General features: G+C 69.0%; 16 protein-coding genes. 8 read left to right on the top strand and 8 right to left on the bottom strand.

The features are described 5' to 3' along the window. Positions 1-8 precede the first annotated feature (8 nt). Entirely contained in the window at positions 9-968 is a 960-nt protein-coding gene (locus tag MFF26_RS15280) for a L,D-transpeptidase (protein WP_137827372.1), read from the bottom strand. Between the two features lie 355 nt (positions 969-1,323). Between MFF26_RS15280 and MFF26_RS15275 the strand changes: the two genes are divergently transcribed. The 4 genes from MFF26_RS15275 (at position 1,324) to MFF26_RS15260 (ending at position 8,242) form a co-directional block, all read left to right on the top strand. Then, positions 1,324-1,578, top strand: a complete 255-nt coding sequence (locus MFF26_RS15275) for a hypothetical protein (RefSeq protein ID WP_137827373.1) — start codon at positions 1,324-1,326, stop codon at positions 1,576-1,578. A gap of 138 nt (positions 1,579-1,716) precedes the next feature. Beyond that, positions 1,717-2,961 (top strand): exonuclease SbcCD subunit D, encoded by a 1,245-nt coding sequence (locus MFF26_RS15270; RefSeq protein WP_137827374.1) that lies wholly within the window; start codon positions 1,717-1,719, stop codon positions 2,959-2,961. A gap of 10 nt (positions 2,962-2,971) precedes the next feature. Then, positions 2,972-6,718, top strand: a complete 3,747-nt coding sequence (locus tag MFF26_RS15265) for an AAA family ATPase (RefSeq protein WP_137827375.1) — start codon at positions 2,972-2,974, stop codon at positions 6,716-6,718. A 264-nt stretch (positions 6,719-6,982) separates the two neighbouring features. Continuing rightward, positions 6,983-8,242: an MFS transporter gene (locus MFF26_RS15260; protein WP_137827376.1), complete on the top strand. Its 1,260-nt coding sequence runs from the start codon at positions 6,983-6,985 to the stop codon at positions 8,240-8,242. A 54-nt stretch (positions 8,243-8,296) separates the two neighbouring features. Here MFF26_RS15260 and MFF26_RS15255 read toward each other — a convergent pair whose 3' ends face one another. After that, the gene (locus tag MFF26_RS15255; RefSeq protein WP_137827377.1) at positions 8,297-9,064 is read right to left on the bottom strand and encodes a ComF family protein; all 768 of its coding nucleotides are present in this window, start codon (positions 9,062-9,064) and stop codon (positions 8,297-8,299) included. 17 nt (positions 9,065-9,081) lie between these two features. Further along, positions 9,082-9,312, bottom strand: a complete 231-nt coding sequence (locus MFF26_RS15250; protein WP_137827378.1) for a hypothetical protein — start codon at positions 9,310-9,312, stop codon at positions 9,082-9,084. 152 nt (positions 9,313-9,464) lie between these two features. Here MFF26_RS15250 and MFF26_RS15245 point away from each other — a divergent pair, with 152 nt between their 5' ends. Further along, positions 9,465-10,361: a methyltransferase domain-containing protein gene (locus MFF26_RS15245; protein ID WP_137827379.1), complete on the top strand. Its 897-nt coding sequence runs from the start codon at positions 9,465-9,467 to the stop codon at positions 10,359-10,361. After that, complete coding sequence (locus MFF26_RS15240) at positions 10,358-10,702, top strand: DUF427 domain-containing protein (protein ID WP_137827380.1); 345 nt, start codon at positions 10,358-10,360, stop codon at positions 10,700-10,702. The genes MFF26_RS15245 and MFF26_RS15240 overlap by 4 nt, the downstream gene beginning before the upstream one ends. A 20-nt stretch (positions 10,703-10,722) precedes the next feature. Here MFF26_RS15240 and MFF26_RS15235 read toward each other — a convergent pair whose 3' ends face one another. The 4 genes from MFF26_RS15235 to argJ are packed head-to-tail and all read right to left on the bottom strand — an operon-like array spanning position 10,723 to position 14,643. Further along, positions 10,723-12,252: a DUF6880 family protein gene (locus MFF26_RS15235; protein ID WP_137827381.1), complete on the bottom strand. Its 1,530-nt coding sequence runs from the start codon at positions 12,250-12,252 to the stop codon at positions 10,723-10,725. Between the two features lie 26 nt (positions 12,253-12,278). Further along, positions 12,279-12,698: a (deoxy)nucleoside triphosphate pyrophosphohydrolase gene (locus tag MFF26_RS15230; protein WP_137827382.1), complete on the bottom strand. Its 420-nt coding sequence runs from the start codon at positions 12,696-12,698 to the stop codon at positions 12,279-12,281. Continuing rightward, positions 12,695-13,375, bottom strand: a complete 681-nt coding sequence (locus MFF26_RS15225; RefSeq protein ID WP_137827427.1) for an SIMPL domain-containing protein — start codon at positions 13,373-13,375, stop codon at positions 12,695-12,697. The genes MFF26_RS15230 and MFF26_RS15225 overlap by 4 nt, the downstream gene beginning before the upstream one ends. Positions 13,376-13,398: 23 nt before the next feature. After that, the gene (argJ, locus tag MFF26_RS15220) at positions 13,399-14,643 is read right to left on the bottom strand and encodes a bifunctional glutamate N-acetyltransferase/amino-acid acetyltransferase ArgJ (RefSeq protein ID WP_137827383.1); all 1,245 of its coding nucleotides are present in this window, start codon (positions 14,641-14,643) and stop codon (positions 13,399-13,401) included. 231 nt (positions 14,644-14,874) lie between these two features. Here argJ and MFF26_RS15215 point away from each other — a divergent pair, with 231 nt between their 5' ends. Continuing rightward, a complete protein-coding gene (locus MFF26_RS15215) occupies positions 14,875-15,327 on the top strand; it encodes a histidine kinase (protein WP_238308162.1) in 453 nt (150 codons plus the stop codon). A gap of 89 nt (positions 15,328-15,416) precedes the next feature. Next, on the top strand, positions 15,417-15,968 hold the full coding sequence (locus MFF26_RS15210) for a glutathione peroxidase (protein ID WP_137827384.1): 552 nt from the start codon (positions 15,417-15,419) through the stop codon (positions 15,966-15,968). Here MFF26_RS15210 and MFF26_RS15205 read toward each other — a convergent pair whose 3' ends face one another. After that, entirely contained in the window at positions 15,969-16,190 is a 222-nt protein-coding gene (locus MFF26_RS15205; protein ID WP_137827385.1) for a hypothetical protein, read from the bottom strand. Positions 16,191-16,201: the final 11 nt, after the last annotated feature.

The following is a 16,201-nucleotide window of genomic DNA, read 5'->3' as shown; positions in this document are numbered from 1 at the left end:
ACGCCGCTTCAGCCGAGGACCACCACCCGGGTGCCAACCTCGACGCGGTTGAACAGGTCGATGGCATCCTGATTGATCATGCGGATGCAGCCCGATGACACGCTCTGGCCGATCGAGTGCGGCTCCAGCGTGCCGTGGATGCGGAACAAGGTGTCCTTGTTGTTCTGCCACAGATACATGGCCCGGGCACCGAGGGGGTTGCGCGAACCGCCGGCCACCCCGAGGCCGCTCTGCAGCTTGTCCACCTGTTCGGCGAGGTCCGGACGACGGGCGATCATCTCCTTCGGCGGATACCAGTCGGGCCACGCCTGCTTCGAGTTGATGGTCGCGGTGCCGGACCACGCGAAACCCTGCTTGCCGACGCCGACGCCGTAGCGGCGGGCCCGTCCACCCGGGAGCACGAGGTAGAGGAAGCGGGCGCGGGGATCGATGACGATGGTGCCCGGCGGCTCGGTGGTGCGGAAATCGACCTCCTGCCGCAGGTAGGTCTGATTGAACTTCTTGTAGGGGATGGCGGCGACGGGGAACGGCTCGCCGGTGACCGGCCCATAAGCGCGGGCATAGTCGATCGGGCCGTTGTCCGGCTGCTGCGGCGGCAGCTGCCACCCGGCCTGACCGGGACCGGCCGGGCGCGGCGTCTGGATCGGGCCGTTGGCCGGCGTCTGGTTGAACGCCTGACCGGGGGTCTCGGGCGGCGGCTCGCCGTAGCGCTCGGCCCGACGGCGGGCATAGGCCTGGGCGTCGAGGTCGGCCCCCGTCTCTGGCACCGGGCGGCCGTTGCTGACCCGGCCGTTATAGGGAACGTACTCGCCGCCGCGCTTGCGGTAGAGCTGGCCGGCACCATCCTGATAAAGCCGGTCGTCGTCGAAACCGCCGAAGCCCTGAGCTGCGGCGAGATTGGGCAGCGTGACGAGCGCAAGGCTCGTCGCGGCCCCGAGAAGAAGGGTACGGCGGTTCTGCATGGACATGGATCGCTCGAAAGTAGTGCGCCGGGCCGGAACCGGATCTCGAGAGCGGATGACGCTCACGTTTGTCCGGGTCGGCTGAACTGCCCCGCTTGGATGTAACAAGGAGCTGGCCTCACGTCACGCTGCCTGCTCTCATTCAACGGTGGGCTAGCACGACGACTGTGCGAACATTGTGTCCGTATGGTTACACCCGCCCCCAACAACCGATCCCGCGTTGAGCGGGTATGCGGCCATTAACGATTTTGAAAAAATCGTGCCGAAGACGGCGAAATCGTGGTGGACGACGATTGCATCCGCGCGGTCGGCCATTAGATGAAGCGTGACCGTTAGCCTCCGATGACGGACTCCTTACATCGTGCGCGCCTCGATTTTCCGCATCCTGCTCGGATCGCTTTGCCTCGCGCTGAGCTGCCCCCCCGAGGCTCTGGCCGCACGCAAAGCCAAGGCCACGGCCAAGCCTCCTGTCGAGGCTGCAGCGCCCGTCGCCCCCGCCGAGAAGCCCGGCACCACATGGACTGCTGCCGAGCCCGCGCATTGCTCCCAGGCGCGGCGCAAGCTGTGGCAGGAGAGCGAAGGCTGGATCGTCAAGACGGTCAGCGTCTGCCGCTGAGCCTGCCGGCTCAGGCCTGTTCACCACAGGAGATCGGACGCCTGCACGGCTGACGACTCGAAGCGGGCGGCGCAACCCGCTACAACCCCGCCGCCGCACCCTTTCCTGCGGTGTCGACGGTCGGGCGGGAAGCCTCCGGTGATACGCGTCCTCCACACGGGCGATTGGCATATCGGGCAAACGCTGCGCGGATACGCGCGGGAGAGCGAGCACGCGGCCGTCTTCGCCCGGCTCGAAGCCATCGTCGCCGAGCGCGAAGTCGATGCCCTGGTGGTGGCGGGCGACGTGTTCGATTGCCAGAATCCGTCGGGCGAGTCGCAGGCGCGGTTCTACACGCTGATGGCGCGGCTCCATGCTGCCCGCCCATCGATGACCATCGTGATCACCGCCGGCAATCACGACGCTGCCGGCCGACTGGAGGCGCCTCGTCCCCTTCTCGAAGCGATCGGCGTCCGGGTGATCGGCAATGTCCGTCGCCGGGACGGAGCGATCGACCCGGGCCATCATCTTGTCCCGGTCCGTGACGCCTCGGGCGAGGTCGCGGCGCAGGTGCTCGCCGTCTCCTACCCTACCGCGGCCTGCCTGCCGCCGCTCTCCTCCCTCGGGAAAGGCGCGGGGGGTGATCTATCGCCGATCGTGCGCGGTGTGCGCGATCTCTACGGCCAGCTGTTCGAGGCGGCTCGCCCGCGCCTCGCCGGCCTGCCGCTGCTCGTCACCGGCCATCTCCACGTGGCGGGCGGACTCGAATCGGAGGGTGCCGAGCGGCGCATCCTCGTCGGAGGGGAGCATGCCGTTCCGTCCGACGTGTTCCCGGACGAAGCGCGCTACGTGGCGCTCGGCCATCTCCATCGCGCGCAGGGGCTCGGTCGCGGGCATGTGCGCTATTGCGGCTCGCTAATTCCGCTATCGGCGGCGGAGCAGCCCTATCGTCACGGCGTGACGCTCGTGACTCTGGGCTCCGGCCCGGCGGAGATCGAGCATATCGAGATCGAGCGCCCGGTGCCGTTCTTAAGACTTCCGACGTCCGGCGACATGACGCTCGACGACCTCGGCGATCACCTCGCCGCGCTCGCGCTCGATCCGGATCTGCCGCCGGAAGCCCGGCCGTACATCCAGGTCAGGCTGGCCCGCAACGGGTTGCTGCCGGGCTATCGCGCCGAGGTCGACCGCATCGCCGAGAGTTTCCCGGTGCGCATCGTCGATGTGCGCGTCGCCGTGCCGGCGCGCGTTGCCGCCGAGGTCGAGGAATCCGAGGCGCCCCCGCCGCGCCTGTCGGAGCGCGATCCCGAGGAGCTGTTCCGTCTCGCCTATCGCGCCCGCTGGGACGAGGAGCCGGGACCGCCCCATCTCGACGTGTTCCACCGCGCCCGGGCGGAAGCCTGAGCGAAACGCCATGCGCATCCTCGCGATCCGGGGTGAGAACCTCGCGAGCCTCGCCGCGCGATTCGAGATCGACCTCTCCGCCGGGCCGCTCGGCGCGACCGGATTGTTCGCGATCACCGGCGAGACCGGAGCGGGCAAGTCGACCATCCTCGACGCCCTCTGCCTTGCCCTCTACGGACGCTATCCCCGTGTCGCCGTCAGCCGTCGTGAGGACGTGCCGGACCCGAGCGGCGAAGCTCTCAGCGCCGGTGATGGTCGCGCAATCCTGAGACGCGGCGCCGCTGCAGGCTTCGCCGAGATCGATTTTATCGGGCAGGACGGGGTGGCCTATCGCGTCGGCTGGGAGGTCTTCCGCGCCCGCAATCGCGTCGATGGGCGGCTGCAGAACGAGCGCCGCCGCCTTCACCGGCTCGACGACGGCAGCGCGGTCGCCTCCGGCAAGACCGGCGTCCTCGCAGCGGTCGAGCGCCTGACCGATCTCACCTTCGATCAATTCCGCCGTACGGTGCTGCTGGCTCAGGGCGAATTCGACGCATTCCTCTTGGCGGCGGAGGGCGAGCGCGCCGAACTGCTCGAGAAGATCACCGGCACGGAGATCTATTCCGAAATCTCGAAGCGGGTGCATGCCGGCTACGAGACGCACCGGCGCACGGTCGAGACCCTAGAGGCCCGCCGCTCCGAGATCGGCCTGCTCGACGCCGAAGCGCGCCAAGCCTGTCACGACGGGCGTTCGGCGATCGACGCTGAGGCGGCTGTGCGGCGGGAGCGGCTGGCCGCCCTGCGTGAGAGCCAGGAGCAGGCTCGACGACGTGCGACGGCCCATGATGCCCTGGGCGCTGCCGAACTGAAAAGGGACGCGGCGCGGGCGGCGCTGGCCGCCGCCGAGCCCGACAAGGACAGGCTTGCCGCGTTCGATGCCGTCGAACCCTTGCGCGGGCGCGCGGAATCGATGGACGAGGCCGCCCGCGATCTCGCTGCGGCGGAGGCCCAGGTGCTGGCCTGCGCCGAACGGGTCGCTTCGGCCCAAGCCGAGACGGAAGCGGCGGAAGCCGAGCGGGTCCTTGCCGCAGCGGCGGATGAGGCTGCCGAGAGCATGTTCAAGGGCTTCGGTCCGCTGTGGGACCGGGCCGCTCAACTCGACAGTGCCGTCGCCCATGCCGACCAGGAAGCCGAGGCGGCCGCTAAACGTGCCGAAGCGGCCGCGATCGCTGCGGACTCAGCACGCGCGCGGCTTGTCGAACTCGATCGGCTTTCCGCTGTGCTTTCCGAGGCGGCGGCGGCGGAGGCGCGGCAACTGGATGCGGAGGGCGACCAGGCGATCCTAGCCGACCGTCACGGCGAGATCGCACGGCGCCTACGCGAATGGGGCCAATTGCGCAGGGACGCGGAGGGCGCTTCTGCGTCGGCGATCTCCCATCAGGCCGAAATCGCTCGCTGCGATGAAGCGGCGGCAGCGAGTGCGCGTCACATCGACGGCATCCAAACCCGCCGCGATGAACTGGCCGCCGCGCGGGTCGAGCGTGAGGCGGCGCTCGCTGCCCTCGACGAGCCGGCGGCCCTGACCCGTGCTGGGCACATCGAAACCCTGCTCGATGCTCTTCGCGAGGCGTACGCCGTCGCGAACCGGCATGGCGGTGCCGTCGTCGACGCGGAGGCGGCCCAGCGCGAGACGGAGGCAGCCGCCGCTGAACATGCGACGGCCTCCGACGATCTGGCGCGGGCACAAGTCGCTTTGCAGGCAGCCGAGTTGCGCCGAGCCGAGGTTCTGCCGCTCGCCGAGCTCGCGTCGGAGAGCGTTTCCCGCGAGGCGGCTCGGCTGCGGAGTCTCCTCGTCGCCGGTGAAGCCTGCCCGGTTTGCGGCGGCTGTGAACATCCGCACGCGCATGCGTCCAACGACGCCCTCGGCCGGCTGGCCGAGGAACTGCGCGCCCGCCGTACCGCCCTCGACGGCGAGATCGTCGAGCAGGGCCGGCGGCGTGACGACGCGCGCAGCAGGGCCGCCGCCGCCGAGGGGCGCAAGGTCGAGGCCGAACGGCGGGCCGTCGCAGCCATGGTCACGTCGCGCGAGACCCTCGATCTCTATCGAGCGTCTCTGCCTCGGCTCGTTGAAGCCCTGACTTTGGCAGGGCTAGCCGCCGCCCTGCCCCAAGCTCCCGATTCCCAATCCCTGGCGGCGGCGGGCCTCGCCGCCCGTGCCGAGCGCGAACGGATCGTCGGCACGCTCGATACCGCTCGATCCTTGCGCGGCGAGATCGACAATCTGATCCGCGACAGGGACGAGGCGGAACGGCAGAGCACCGAGGCCAGCCGCGCGCACGAGACTTGGCGCCAAAAGCGACAGGCAGCGGCGTTGGCCGCCGGCCGCGCGGAGGCGGAAGCCGAGGCGCTTTCGGGCCGTATCAGCGATCTTTCGCACGATCTGTCGCCGGCGCTCCGTGCGGCCGATCTCGCCACAACCGACGTGGATCGCGATGCGGAGGCCGCCGCGCTGCGGGTCGAATCCCTTGGCGCGGCCTACGCCGCCCTTCGCGAGCGGCACACAGCACGGTTGGTCGAGTTGGCGGCTCTTGCACCCGAACGGGCCGCCGCGCTCACGATCCAGGCCGAGCGGGACGAGGCCGCGCGCGCTGCGGCGACCGACGCTGCGATCCGTGCGGCGCACTTGAGCAAGGAGCGCACGAGCCGGAGCGAATTGCTCGGTGGCGAGGCGACGGGGGTCCACCGTACCCGCATCAATGCCGAACGCTTGGCGGCCCAAGAGCAGCTGAAGCGAGTGCAGGGACGTGCAGCCGAGGCGGCCCGCGCTCTGGCGATTCAGATCTCGGAAGCTGCGGGTGCGGCGAGCCATCGAGAGCGGATTGCAGTTCGCCACGCGGCGGCGGAAGCGGCCTTCCTGGAAGCCTGCGGCGAGCGCCCCCGCGCGATCGTACTGGCTCTTCTCGCGGTTCCGACCGCCGAGCGGGCGGCGTTGCGCATCGCTGTCGATCGGCTGCTGCGCGAGGCCGCGGAAGCCGAGACCGCTTGTGCGACCCGTCGCGCCGATCTTGAAGTGATGACCCAACAGGTCGAGTTCGACGCCGCCGCGGTGCAGGAGGAGGTCGCGGCCCTCGCTGCCGCCGAGGCTGCGGCACAGCAACGCTTGGGGGCCATCGACGCCGAATTGAAGCGCGACGACGAGGCACGGGCACGCGCCGTCGACCTTGAAACGGAGATGACCTCTGCGAAGGCCGATCTGGCGATCTGGGCACGGGTCGAGGAAGCGGTCGGCTCGGCGGGCGGGGATCGCTTTCGACGCTTCGCCCAAGGGATCACGCTCGATCATCTGGTGCATCTCGCCAACGAGCAATTGCGAGCCCTGAGCCCCCGTTACCGCCTCGCCCGCAGTCCGGCGGCGGATCTGGCCCTGCACGTGGTCGATCGCGACATGGGCGAGGAGCGCCGTGCCACCCGCAGCCTCTCGGGAGGCGAGCGCTTCCTCGTCTCGCTCGCTCTTGCGCTCGCCCTATCGGGGCTCGAAGGCCGCCAATCCTTCGTCGATACGCTGTTCATCGACGAGGGGTTCGGCTCGCTCGACGCCGAGACGCTCGACCTGGCCGTGGACGCTCTCGAAACGCTTCAGGGTCGCGGCCGGAAGGTCGGTGTCATCACCCATGTCGCCGGGATGATGGAGCGTATTGCCGTGCAGATCCGCGTGGAGAAGCGCGGCAGCGGACGTAGCATCGTTCGCGTGGTGGATCGCGGCGGCGCTGTCTTTTGAGGCAGCCTGGGCGTTTGCCTGTATCCTGGGCATTTGCTGCATGGGCGCGCGGCAATACCCTTCCGCCCGGGGCGGCACGATCGGGTTCTTCGCTTCATCCCCGTCTTGGCATGGCGGCTGCATAGTGTTCTTCGGCCGCCGACGAGCGGCAGCGGGGCAACGGCGCCTCGCGGTCCGGACGACGCTGATCCGGCAACCTCTCCCGCTTGTGCGGTCGCCCTTGACTTGAACGTCCGGTGCGGTCGCCAGACAACGAGCACGCCGATGGCTTCCTTCAAGACCGTGATGAAGTCGGGCCACCCCCCGACCCTGTTTGCCGCGTTCCTCTACTTCGATTTCTGTTTCGCGATCTGGGTGCTCAACGGGGCCATGGGCCCGTTCATCACCGAGACCTACAAGCTGACTCCGGCCCAGACCGGCTTCATGATCTCGTTGCCGATTCTGGCCGGCGCGATCATGCGTTTTCCTCTGGGCGTGCTGGCCCAGTATATCGGGCGCAAGAACGCGGCGCTGACCGAGATGGGCGTCATCGTCCTGGCGATGGCCTACGGCTTCTTCTTCGTCTCGTCGTATAACGACGTGCTGGCCATGGGCGTGCTGCTCGGCATCGCCGGCGCGTCCTTCGGCGTGGCCCTCTCGCTCGGCTCGGGCTGGTTCCCCCCGGAGCATAAGGGGTTGGCCATGGGCATCGCGGGCGCCGGCAATTCGGGCACCGTGCTCGCCGTGCTGTTCGCTCCGCCGCTCGCCCAAGCTTATGGCTGGCAGGCGGTCTACGGTTTTGCCGGGATCGTGATGATCGTTCCGATCGTCGTGATGATCCTGCTCGCCAAGGAGCCGCCGGATTGCCACGGCCAGACCTTCAAGGAGCATGTCTCCTGCCTGTTCACCAAGGACGGCTGGGCCTTCTCGCTGATCTACGTCATCACCTTCGGCGGCTTCATTGGCCTGTCGAACTTCCTGCCGACCTTCTTCTACGAGCAGTTCGCCGTCACCAAGGTCGAGGCCGGGCGCCTCACCATGCTGGCCGCGCTGATGGGGTCCGGCATCCGCATCCTCGGCGGCTACTTCGCCGACCGGATGGGTGGCATCATGGTGCTGTCCATCGTGCTGCTCGCCGCGATCGGCTCGTTCCTGGCGCTGACGGCGACGCCGTCCCTGGCGGCCACCACCATCCTGTTCATGCTCTGCTTCGCCGCCCTGGGGGCCGGCAACGGTGCGCTGTTCCAACTCGTGCCGCTGCGCTGGCCCACCAACACGGCGGTGGCGGGCTCCATGATCGGCGAGGTCGGGGCGCTCGGAGGGGCGATCCTGCCGAACGTCATGGGTCTCTCGAAGCAGTATACCGGTGGGTTCGCGCCCGGCTTCGTCGCCTATGCCGTGTTTGCAGCGGTGGTCCTCGGCTGCCTATTCCTGTGGCAGCGCAAGTGGGTCGGCCAGTGGGTCGGGCCCCGTGGGCGCGTTCTCGACCGTCCGACCGAAGCCCAGGCCACCGCCTCCGGTCGCCTGGAACCGGCAACGGTCTGAGGAACCAGCGTTCGAACGGCAACGAGGCTCCGACAGGGGCCTCGTTTCGTTGTGTCAGAGCGGTTCGCCCGTCACCGTCGCGAAGGTCAGAAGATCGACCCCCGTGGCCCCAGCGCGCAGAAGAGCACGCGCGGCGGCATTGCCGGTCGCTCCGGTCGTCGTCACGTCATCGACGAGGAGGATGCGCCGTCCGGCAATGCGCATTCGCGCCGCCTCCGAGACCCGGAACGCGCCCTGGAGATTGAGGGATCGCTGATGGCGCGTCAGCCCGACCTGGGGACGCGTCGCACGCACGCGGTTCAGGGCTCGGACATCGCAAGGTTTCCCGGATTGTCGCGCGATGGCTCGGGCCAGCAAGGCCGCCTGATTGAAGCGGCGGCGCCAGAGGCGCAGGACGTGCAGCGGGACCGGCACGACCAAGTCGGTATCGGTGAGGAGATCGCGCCCGGCGGCGGTCATCATCCGCGCCATGGTATGGCTCAGGTCCAGGCGGTCGCCGTATTTCAGCCGATGCACGAGATCGCGGGCCGTGCCGTCGTAGAGCGCGACCGCGCGGGCACGCTCGAACACGGGCGGGTCGGCGATAGCCTTGGGCGAAATCAGCGACCCGGTCCCGAGATCGAGCGCGAAGGGCGTGCCCAGGCGCTCGCAGAACGGTCGTTCGATCAGATGCAGCCCGCTCCAGCAGGTGGCGCAGAGGGCATGCGGTTCGGCGGTCGCCGCGCCGCAGCCTGGACAGGTGGGCGGGTAGACGAGACCCAGTCCCGCCGCCACGGCGCGGCGAAGGGCCTGCCGGAGGGCGGGGCCCGCCGCCGCTCGCACGATGGCGGGGCCGCGTCTCAGCGGGTCGCGGGCTGGTCGCCGCCGTTCTGCACCTTGTTTTTGTCCTGCTTATTCGCCTCGTGGCGTCCGATGGCGCAACCGGCGGCAGCACCGGCGATGCCGTGACCGACCGCGTGACCGGCGAGCCCGCCGACCGCCGCACCCTTGAGGCAGCCTTTCGCCTCAGCGGTCCCGGCCAGCGCGACCGCAGCCAGGATCAGCGCGGCGCGGAGTACAATCCGTGTCATGTGAACCTCCTTGATCGACGCCCGAAAACGGCTGCGTTCCGGTTCGGTTCCCATTCGTTTTCTCGCATCAGCTTCCGGCGGATCAATCCGGGAGGCGTCGGTTTTGCGAACCTGTCTGGCCGTCACTCCACCACAGCCCCATCTGCCCAGTGATGAACGACCCGACGCCCCTGTTCGACACCGCCCTCATTCGCCGCCGCCTCGTTCGCGCTCGGACGGCCGGCTATGCCGGTTTTCTGATGGAGCGCATTCTCGACGACGTGGAGGATCGGCTCGCGGCGGTGGCGCGGTCGTTCCCCCTCGCCCTCGATCTCGCCTCTCCTCTTCCGATCCTGCGCGACCGCCTGTGCGAATTGGGACGGGTCGGTCGGCTGGTGCGGATGAGCCCGGTCCGCGAGGCGGGCGCCGATTGCGTCGGGGATGCGGAGACCTTGCCCTTCGGTTCCGGCGCAGGTTTCGACCTCGCGGTGTCGGCGCTGGCGCTCCAACACGTCAACGACTTGCCGGGCGTGCTGGTGCAGCTGCGCCGGTCGCTTAAGCCCGACGGCCTCTTCCTCGGTTGCCTCCTCGGCGGCGCGACGCTGACGGAGCTACGCCAATCCTTTCTTCAGGCGGAGAGCGAGACCGAAGGCGGCGCAAGCCCTCGGGTGGCGCCTTTCGCGGAACTGCGTGATTTGGGCGGGCTGATGCAGCGGGCAGGCTTCGCCCTGCCGGTCGTCGATGCCGATACGATTCGCGTGCGCTACGCCAACCCGTTCGCTCTGATGCGCGACCTGCGGGCGATGGGGCTGACCAACGCACTGACCGACCGCCGCCGCACGCCCCTGCGCCGTTCCACCCTGCTGCGGGCTGCCGCGATCTACGCCGAACGGTTCGCCGATGCCGATGGGCGTGTTCGGGCCACCTTCGAAATCCTCTGGTTGTCCGGTTGGGTGCCGCACGAGAGCCAGCAGAAGCCGCTCCGCCCGGGAACCGCTCAGACCCGGCTCGCCGAGGCACTGGGCACCGCCGAGCATCGGCTGGCGCCGGATACGGGAGACACACCATGAAGGAACCGGGACCCCACCATCCCATCACCATCACGCCGCATGAGGGCGTGGTACGGGTCCGGGCGGGCGGACGCCTCGTCGCCGAGACGGCGTGCGCGCTCGTCTTGCGCGAGGCGGATTATCCCCCGGTGCTGTACATTCCCCGGGAAGACATCGCCGCCGACGCCCTGCAGCCGAATGCGCGACGCACGCATTGCCCTTACAAGGGCGAAGCCTCCTACTTCGATGTCGCCGGGGGATCGGCGGCGGCTTGGTCCTACGAGAATCCTTTCCCGGCGGTCGCCCGTATCCGCCGTCACCTCGCCTTCTATCCGGATCGGGTCGAGGCCATCGAGGCATAGGGCAGGCTGCCGACGCAGACCTACCGGTCCAGCAGCCCCCAGAAACCGTATTTCCGCCCATGCGCCTTGCGGAGCCCCACTACATAGGCCGCGTGGTCGGGTGTCAGCCGCCCCGGTTCGATCTCGTCGGCCAAGGCGGCCAGCTTCGCAAGATCGCGGGCGGCGTGACCGTAGGCGTTGGCGCGGGCGCGTTCCAGAATATCGTCGATGAGCAGGCGGTAGAGCAAACTGGCGGCGAGCGGATGATCCGGCGCCAAGGCGTCGGCGGCAGGGGCGAGGACTTCCCAGTTTCGGCCCGACCACTCCTTGCGCCGATCCATCACGAGCCGAGCCGCACGATCGAGATTCGGCCAACCGATCAGGAAGTAGAGCCCGAAATGCGGGTCCTTGCGCCCAGCCACCAGGGCGAAAGCGCGTTCCAGCGCCTCCTCGTCCTCAAAATCCGGCAGCTTGGCGAGGTAGTCCCTCAGCATTTGCGGATCGAGGCAACGTTCGAACCGCGCCCAGCGCAGTCGCTGGGCCTCGTCCCTACGCCCGAGAGCATCGAGGATTTGCACTTCCAGGATCGTCCGGTCCGGCGCAGATGCGTCGGGGGCGACGCCACCGATTACGTCGCTGCGCGTCAGCGCGGCAGGACCGGCTTTGCGGCGGACCCAGTCGAGCGCCTCGTCTGCACGGCCAGCGGCCAGCAATCGCTCCGCCACCGCCAGGACGTCCGGCCGATCCGGTGAAGTCGCGGTCTCCAGGGCGATGAAGGCATCCACGTCGCCCCGGGCATCGGCCACGGCCTGCCGAAGCTTGGCGAGCCGCTGCCGGTGATAGCGCCGTTCCCACGCGGCCTCCCCCGTCGCGGAGGTCGCGCGGCCGAGCTTCCCCGGCGGTTTCGGCATGGCCTCCAATGCGGCGGCGAGGGCCGCGTCGAAGGTGTCGAGCCCCTCTTTCGGGAGCTTCGACACGAGCGCTTCGAGCATGCTGCCGACGAACCCGTAGCCGTCGCGGTCGAGATGTCCGACCGCGCGCGTCGCGAACGCTTCCGCCGTTTCCGGCGGCAGCGCGGCGGCGATCCCCGTGGCGGCTTCGGCGGCGGCCTCGTAGACCCCGTGGATCTGCCCGCTCGAATCATCGACCCGTTCCAGGGTCCCGTCCGCCGTCGCGAGGAAGCGCATCAGCCGGTCGAGGGCCATCCCGGCATCGAGCGGGCGCAGATCGGCCAGCATCGTGGTGACCGTGGCGTCGAGATCGGCGGCGAATGCCCGGCGCTTCTGCCAATCGATGAACCCGCGAGCCTTCTCCAGGGCCGCGAGGCGCCGGTCGATCATCGCCGCGACCGTATCGGGCCCTTGAAGCGCGGCGAGGGCCGCCGTGACGCGTTTCTTGAAGGCCGGGCTCTGGCCGACTTCTTCGAGCACCAGGGCGATCAATCGCTCCGAGCTGAGTGCCGCTAGGGTCTCCGGCGAAGGCACGGTGCTGCGCGATTTCCGTGGCTTAATCTGTGGCTTGGCGGCAACCGGCTTCGATGTGTCAGCCGCTGCCTTCGCACGCCTCGCCATGATCCGATCCATCCTTCGCCAGTCGGTCAGGGACCGAGCAGATCGATCAGGAAGGGGATCAGTGGCAGATCGGCCGGCGGCATCGGCAACTCGCGAAGCGCGCCGGGGCGCTGCCAGCGCAGGCTCTGGCCCTCGCGCGACTGAGGAATCCCCTCCCAGCGTCGGCAGATGTAGAGCGGCATCAGGAGGTGGAAATCCGGATAGGCATGGCTCGCGAAGGTCAGCGGCGCGAGGCACGGTTCGCGCACCGTGATGCCGAGTTCCTCCGCGAGTTCGCGGATCAAGGTGTCCTCCGGGCGCTCACCCAGCTCGACCTTGCCGCCGGGAAACTCCCAGAGACCCGCGAGGGTCTTGCCCTCCGGCCGCTGGGCCATTAGCACGCGCCCATCGGCATCGACGAGCGCGGCGGCCACGACGAGAACGAGGCGGATCGAAAGCGCGCTCATCGGGCGATCGCGAACACGGCTTCGACCTCGGCAACGGTTTCGATGCGTCCCGCCTCGATCGGTACCGCCGTACGCCCTCGCGGTGCTGCAGCCTTCGCCATCGCGTAGGGTGCCGGCTGAGACGCGTCGCCGCGCGGCGGCGCGGTGATCGAGAGGGCCGGACCCAGACGCACCCCCGCGGCCTCGGCGAGCCGCTCGGCCTGGGCGCGGGCATCCTTCATGGCGGCGCTCTGCACGGCGGCCTCCGCGGCACCCGGATCGCGCAGGCCGAAGGCGATGGCATCGATCCGATTGGCGCCGGAATCGAGCGCACGGCGCAGCCATTCGCCCAACTTGCCCATATCGGCCAAGCGCACCCGCACGAGATTGCCCGCGCTGTAGCCGTCGGCCTGTTCGCGGACGGTGCCGTCGGGCTGGGGCACCGCCTTGGTGCGAGCTTGGAGCGTCAGCGCGGTCGTGCCGATATCGGCGTCCGGGACGCCCATCTCCTTCGCCGCCGCGATCACGCCCTTGGCGGCGCGGCTCACGGCGTCCAGAGCCACCGCCGGTGTCGCTCCCTGACCCTCGACACCGACTTCGACGGAGGCGAAATCGGGACTGCTCTCGCTCTGCGCCCGGCCGACGACGCGGATACGGCCCTCTTCATCCGCCAGTGCCGCGAAGGCGAGGGTCAGCATCAGCACGGCGGCGAGGAGAGGTCTCACGAGCGGTAATCTCCGTTGATCTCGACGTAGGCCTTGGTGAGGTCGCAAGTCCAGACCCGCGCGGCACCCTGCCCGAGGCCCAGATCGACCCGCACGGTGATCTCGGGCTCGCGCATCACCGCGCTGGCCGCCTCCTCGCTGTAACCGGGATCGCGGGCGCCCTGCACCGCCACGCGCACGTCGCCGAACCAGATGGCGAGGCGGTCACGGTCGGCGGGTTCGCCGGCCTTGCCCACCGCCATGACGACCCGGCCCCAATTGGCGTCTTCGCCGGCCACGGCGGTCTTCACCAGCGGCGAGTTCGCGATCGAGAGGGCGATGCGATGGGCGGAGGCATCGCTCTCGGCACCCTCGACCCGGACGGTGACGAGCTTGCGCGCGCCCTCCCCGTCGCGAGCGACGAATTGGGCGAGTTCGATCAGGAGATCGTCCAGCGCCGCCCGGAACCCGTCGAGGCGCGGGTCGTCGGCCCGATCGATCGAGGCGTTGCCCGCAGCCCCGGTGGCGAAGAGCAGGAGCGTATCCGAGGTCGAGGTGTCGCCATCGACCGTCACGCAGTTGAACGAAGTCTTCGTGCCCGCGCTCAGAAGCTCTTGCAGCACCGTCTGCGGCAAGGTCGCATCGGTGAAGACGAAGGACAGCATCGTCGCCATGTCGGGGGCGATCATGCCGGCGCCCTTGGCGATGCCGTTGATCGTCACGGTCTTGCCGGCGATCTCGGCGCTACGGGTGGCGAGCTTCGGGAAGGTATCCGTGGTCATGATGGCCTTGGCGGCCTGTTCCCAGGCCTGTGCCCCGGGCTCGGCGCGGGCGACGCAATCGGCCAGCACACCGTCGAATTTGGTAGCGTCGAGGGGTTCGCCGATGACGCCGGTCGAGGCGATCATCACGGCGTCCGGCGTGCAGCCGGCGGCGCGCCCGGCGATCTCCGCGGTCAATGTCACGGCGTCGCGGCCCTTGAGGCCGGTGAAAGCGTTGGCGTTGCCGGAATTCACCACGAGCGCCCGGGCGCCGACCCCGGTTTGAAGCGCGGCACGGCACCAATCCACCGGCGCGGAGGGGCAGCGGGACCGGGTGAATACGCCCGCGACCTGCGTACCGGCATCGAGGCCCACGAACAGCACATCGGTTCGCCCCTGGTAGCGGATACCGGCTTGGGCCGTGGCGAGCCGCACACCCGCGATCTCCGGCAGCGATGGCGCCGTCTTGGGCGCGAGCGGCGAGATGGATGTGGACGACATGATGTGACGGCTCCGGTCTGGCCCCGGCGGGGACCCGAAAAGCGGCGCCCTCGCATGCGGACGCGACAGGCGCGTGAAGATCCGCTCGCGGTGCACCGGGGCGGCGCGTTGTGTTGCGCCGTCGGCGGCTCCCGTCAACACGCCGCCGCCCTCGGCTTCGCTGGCCACAGAAATGTTGCAACGCACCCGGAAGCCGCTTGAACGGCGAAGTCCGTCTGTTAATCTATCCTAATGCGAAGCAACCAGGACATTGCTGCGTCAGGGAGTTTCCGGCGTGCTGCTCGCCAGCCCGGGGACGCGCAACGGAGTTGCTACGGCATACAGGTCCTCGTTGCCGGCCGCCGCAAGCATTGGCGGGACGACGTCAGCGCCCAGGTCCGTCGCGCGGGCTTCAATGCCATCATGGTCGATTCAGCGGTCGACGCCTTGACCGTTTTGGCCCTCGGTCTGCCCGTCGATGTCCTCGTGACTGATGCAGACCTGCAAGGCGCCCTGTGCTGCTCTCAGCTCGCTGCCGAAGCGCGTTTGATGCGTCCCAATCTTGGGATCGTGCTGGCGAGTGACATGAATGGGGGCGAAGAACGTGCCCCGCTGCCTCCGGATTGTATCGTGATGGCGGAGAGCAACGAGAGGAGCGACCTCGCCCGTACGGTCCGTGAGGCTCTGGCCGTCTGCGCATCCTGAGCCAAGTCCCCGCGACGATCGGGACCGTATTGCGTCAGGCGCCGTCTATGGCAGCCTCCGGGCAAATGCTTCGTCCGAGGAGGCCGACCATGTTGATTCGTCGCCGTGATTGTCTCGCCATGCTGGCCGTTGCCGCCGCAGGCAGCGCTCGCGCGAACGAGGTCAAAGCCGAGACCTTTTCGTTCGAAAAGCCCGGCGGCGGCACCGTACCGCTGGCCGAGTACAGCGGTAAGCCGATTCTCGTCGTCAATACGGCCACCGCCTGCGGCTACGCCCCGCAATTTGTCGGTCTCGAGGGGTTATGGACGCGGTTCGGGTCCCGCGGCCTCGCGGTCATCGCGGTGCCCTCCCCCGATTTCGGCAATCAGGAGCCGCTCGACGGGGTGGCGATCGCCGAGGCCGCGCGGAAGAACCACGGGGTCACGTTTCCGGTCGTGCAGAAGACCCACGTGAAAGGTCCGTCCGCACACCCGTTCTATCGCTGGGCGGCGGAGCGCAAGCCGGGCCAGACGCCGCAATGGAACTTCCACAAATACCTCGTCGGCCGCGACGGGGATCTGCGCGCCGCTTTCGCCACGCAGGTCGATCCGAACGATCCGCGCATCGTCAGCGCGATCGTTGCCGAACTGGGCGCCGCCTGATCAGCGATTGGGGATCTCGGCCGGCGGCAGCAGGCCTTTCTCGACCGTCCGCGGCGGAAGGCGCCGCCGGCTCGGCCCGGCGCGATCGCGCTCCGGGCGCTCGACGCGCGGCGGTGCCGACGGATAGTTCGACGCGAACGGGTTGGGCGGCGCCCCCTGTGCCCAACCGGGTGAGGCGGCAAAACCGGCACTCATCGCGAGCAGGACGACGGTCGGGCGCATGGACACTCGCA

This window comes from Methylorubrum suomiense, from assembly GCF_022179765.1.
GTDB lineage: Bacteria > Pseudomonadota > Alphaproteobacteria > Rhizobiales > Beijerinckiaceae > Methylobacterium > Methylobacterium suomiense.
This window is presented reverse-complemented; position numbering and strand designations above follow the sequence as displayed.

Excerpts from the sequence above, each read along its gene's own strand:
- MFF26_RS15280 (WP_137827372.1), bottom strand. The coding sequence starts at position 968 with ATGTCCATGCAGAACCGCCGTACCCTTCTTCTCGGGGCCGCGACGAGC.
- MFF26_RS15265 (WP_137827375.1), top strand. The coding sequence starts at position 2,972 with ATGCGCATCCTCGCGATCCGGGGTGAGAACCTCGCGAGCCTCGCCGCG.
- MFF26_RS15260 (WP_137827376.1), top strand. The coding sequence starts at position 6,983 with ATGGCTTCCTTCAAGACCGTGATGAAGTCGGGCCACCCCCCGACCCTG.
- MFF26_RS15250 (WP_137827378.1), bottom strand. The coding sequence starts at position 9,312 with ATGACACGGATTGTACTCCGCGCCGCGCTGATCCTGGCTGCGGTCGCG.
- MFF26_RS15245 (WP_137827379.1), top strand. The coding sequence starts at position 9,465 with ATGAACGACCCGACGCCCCTGTTCGACACCGCCCTCATTCGCCGCCGC.
- MFF26_RS15240 (WP_137827380.1), top strand. The coding sequence starts at position 10,358 with ATGAAGGAACCGGGACCCCACCATCCCATCACCATCACGCCGCATGAG.
- MFF26_RS15235 (WP_137827381.1), bottom strand. The coding sequence starts at position 12,252 with ATGGCGAGGCGTGCGAAGGCAGCGGCTGACACATCGAAGCCGGTTGCC.
- MFF26_RS15230 (WP_137827382.1), bottom strand. The coding sequence starts at position 12,698 with ATGAGCGCGCTTTCGATCCGCCTCGTTCTCGTCGTGGCCGCCGCGCTC.
- MFF26_RS15225 (WP_137827427.1), bottom strand. The coding sequence starts at position 13,375 with ATGCTGACCCTCGCCTTCGCGGCACTGGCGGATGAAGAGGGCCGTATC.
- argJ (WP_137827383.1), bottom strand. The coding sequence starts at position 14,643 with ATGTCGTCCACATCCATCTCGCCGCTCGCGCCCAAGACGGCGCCATCG.
- MFF26_RS15215 (WP_238308162.1), top strand. The coding sequence starts at position 14,875 with ATGCGAAGCAACCAGGACATTGCTGCGTCAGGGAGTTTCCGGCGTGCT.
- MFF26_RS15210 (WP_137827384.1), top strand. The coding sequence starts at position 15,417 with ATGTTGATTCGTCGCCGTGATTGTCTCGCCATGCTGGCCGTTGCCGCC.
- MFF26_RS15205 (WP_137827385.1), bottom strand. The coding sequence starts at position 16,190 with ATGCGCCCGACCGTCGTCCTGCTCGCGATGAGTGCCGGTTTTGCCGCC.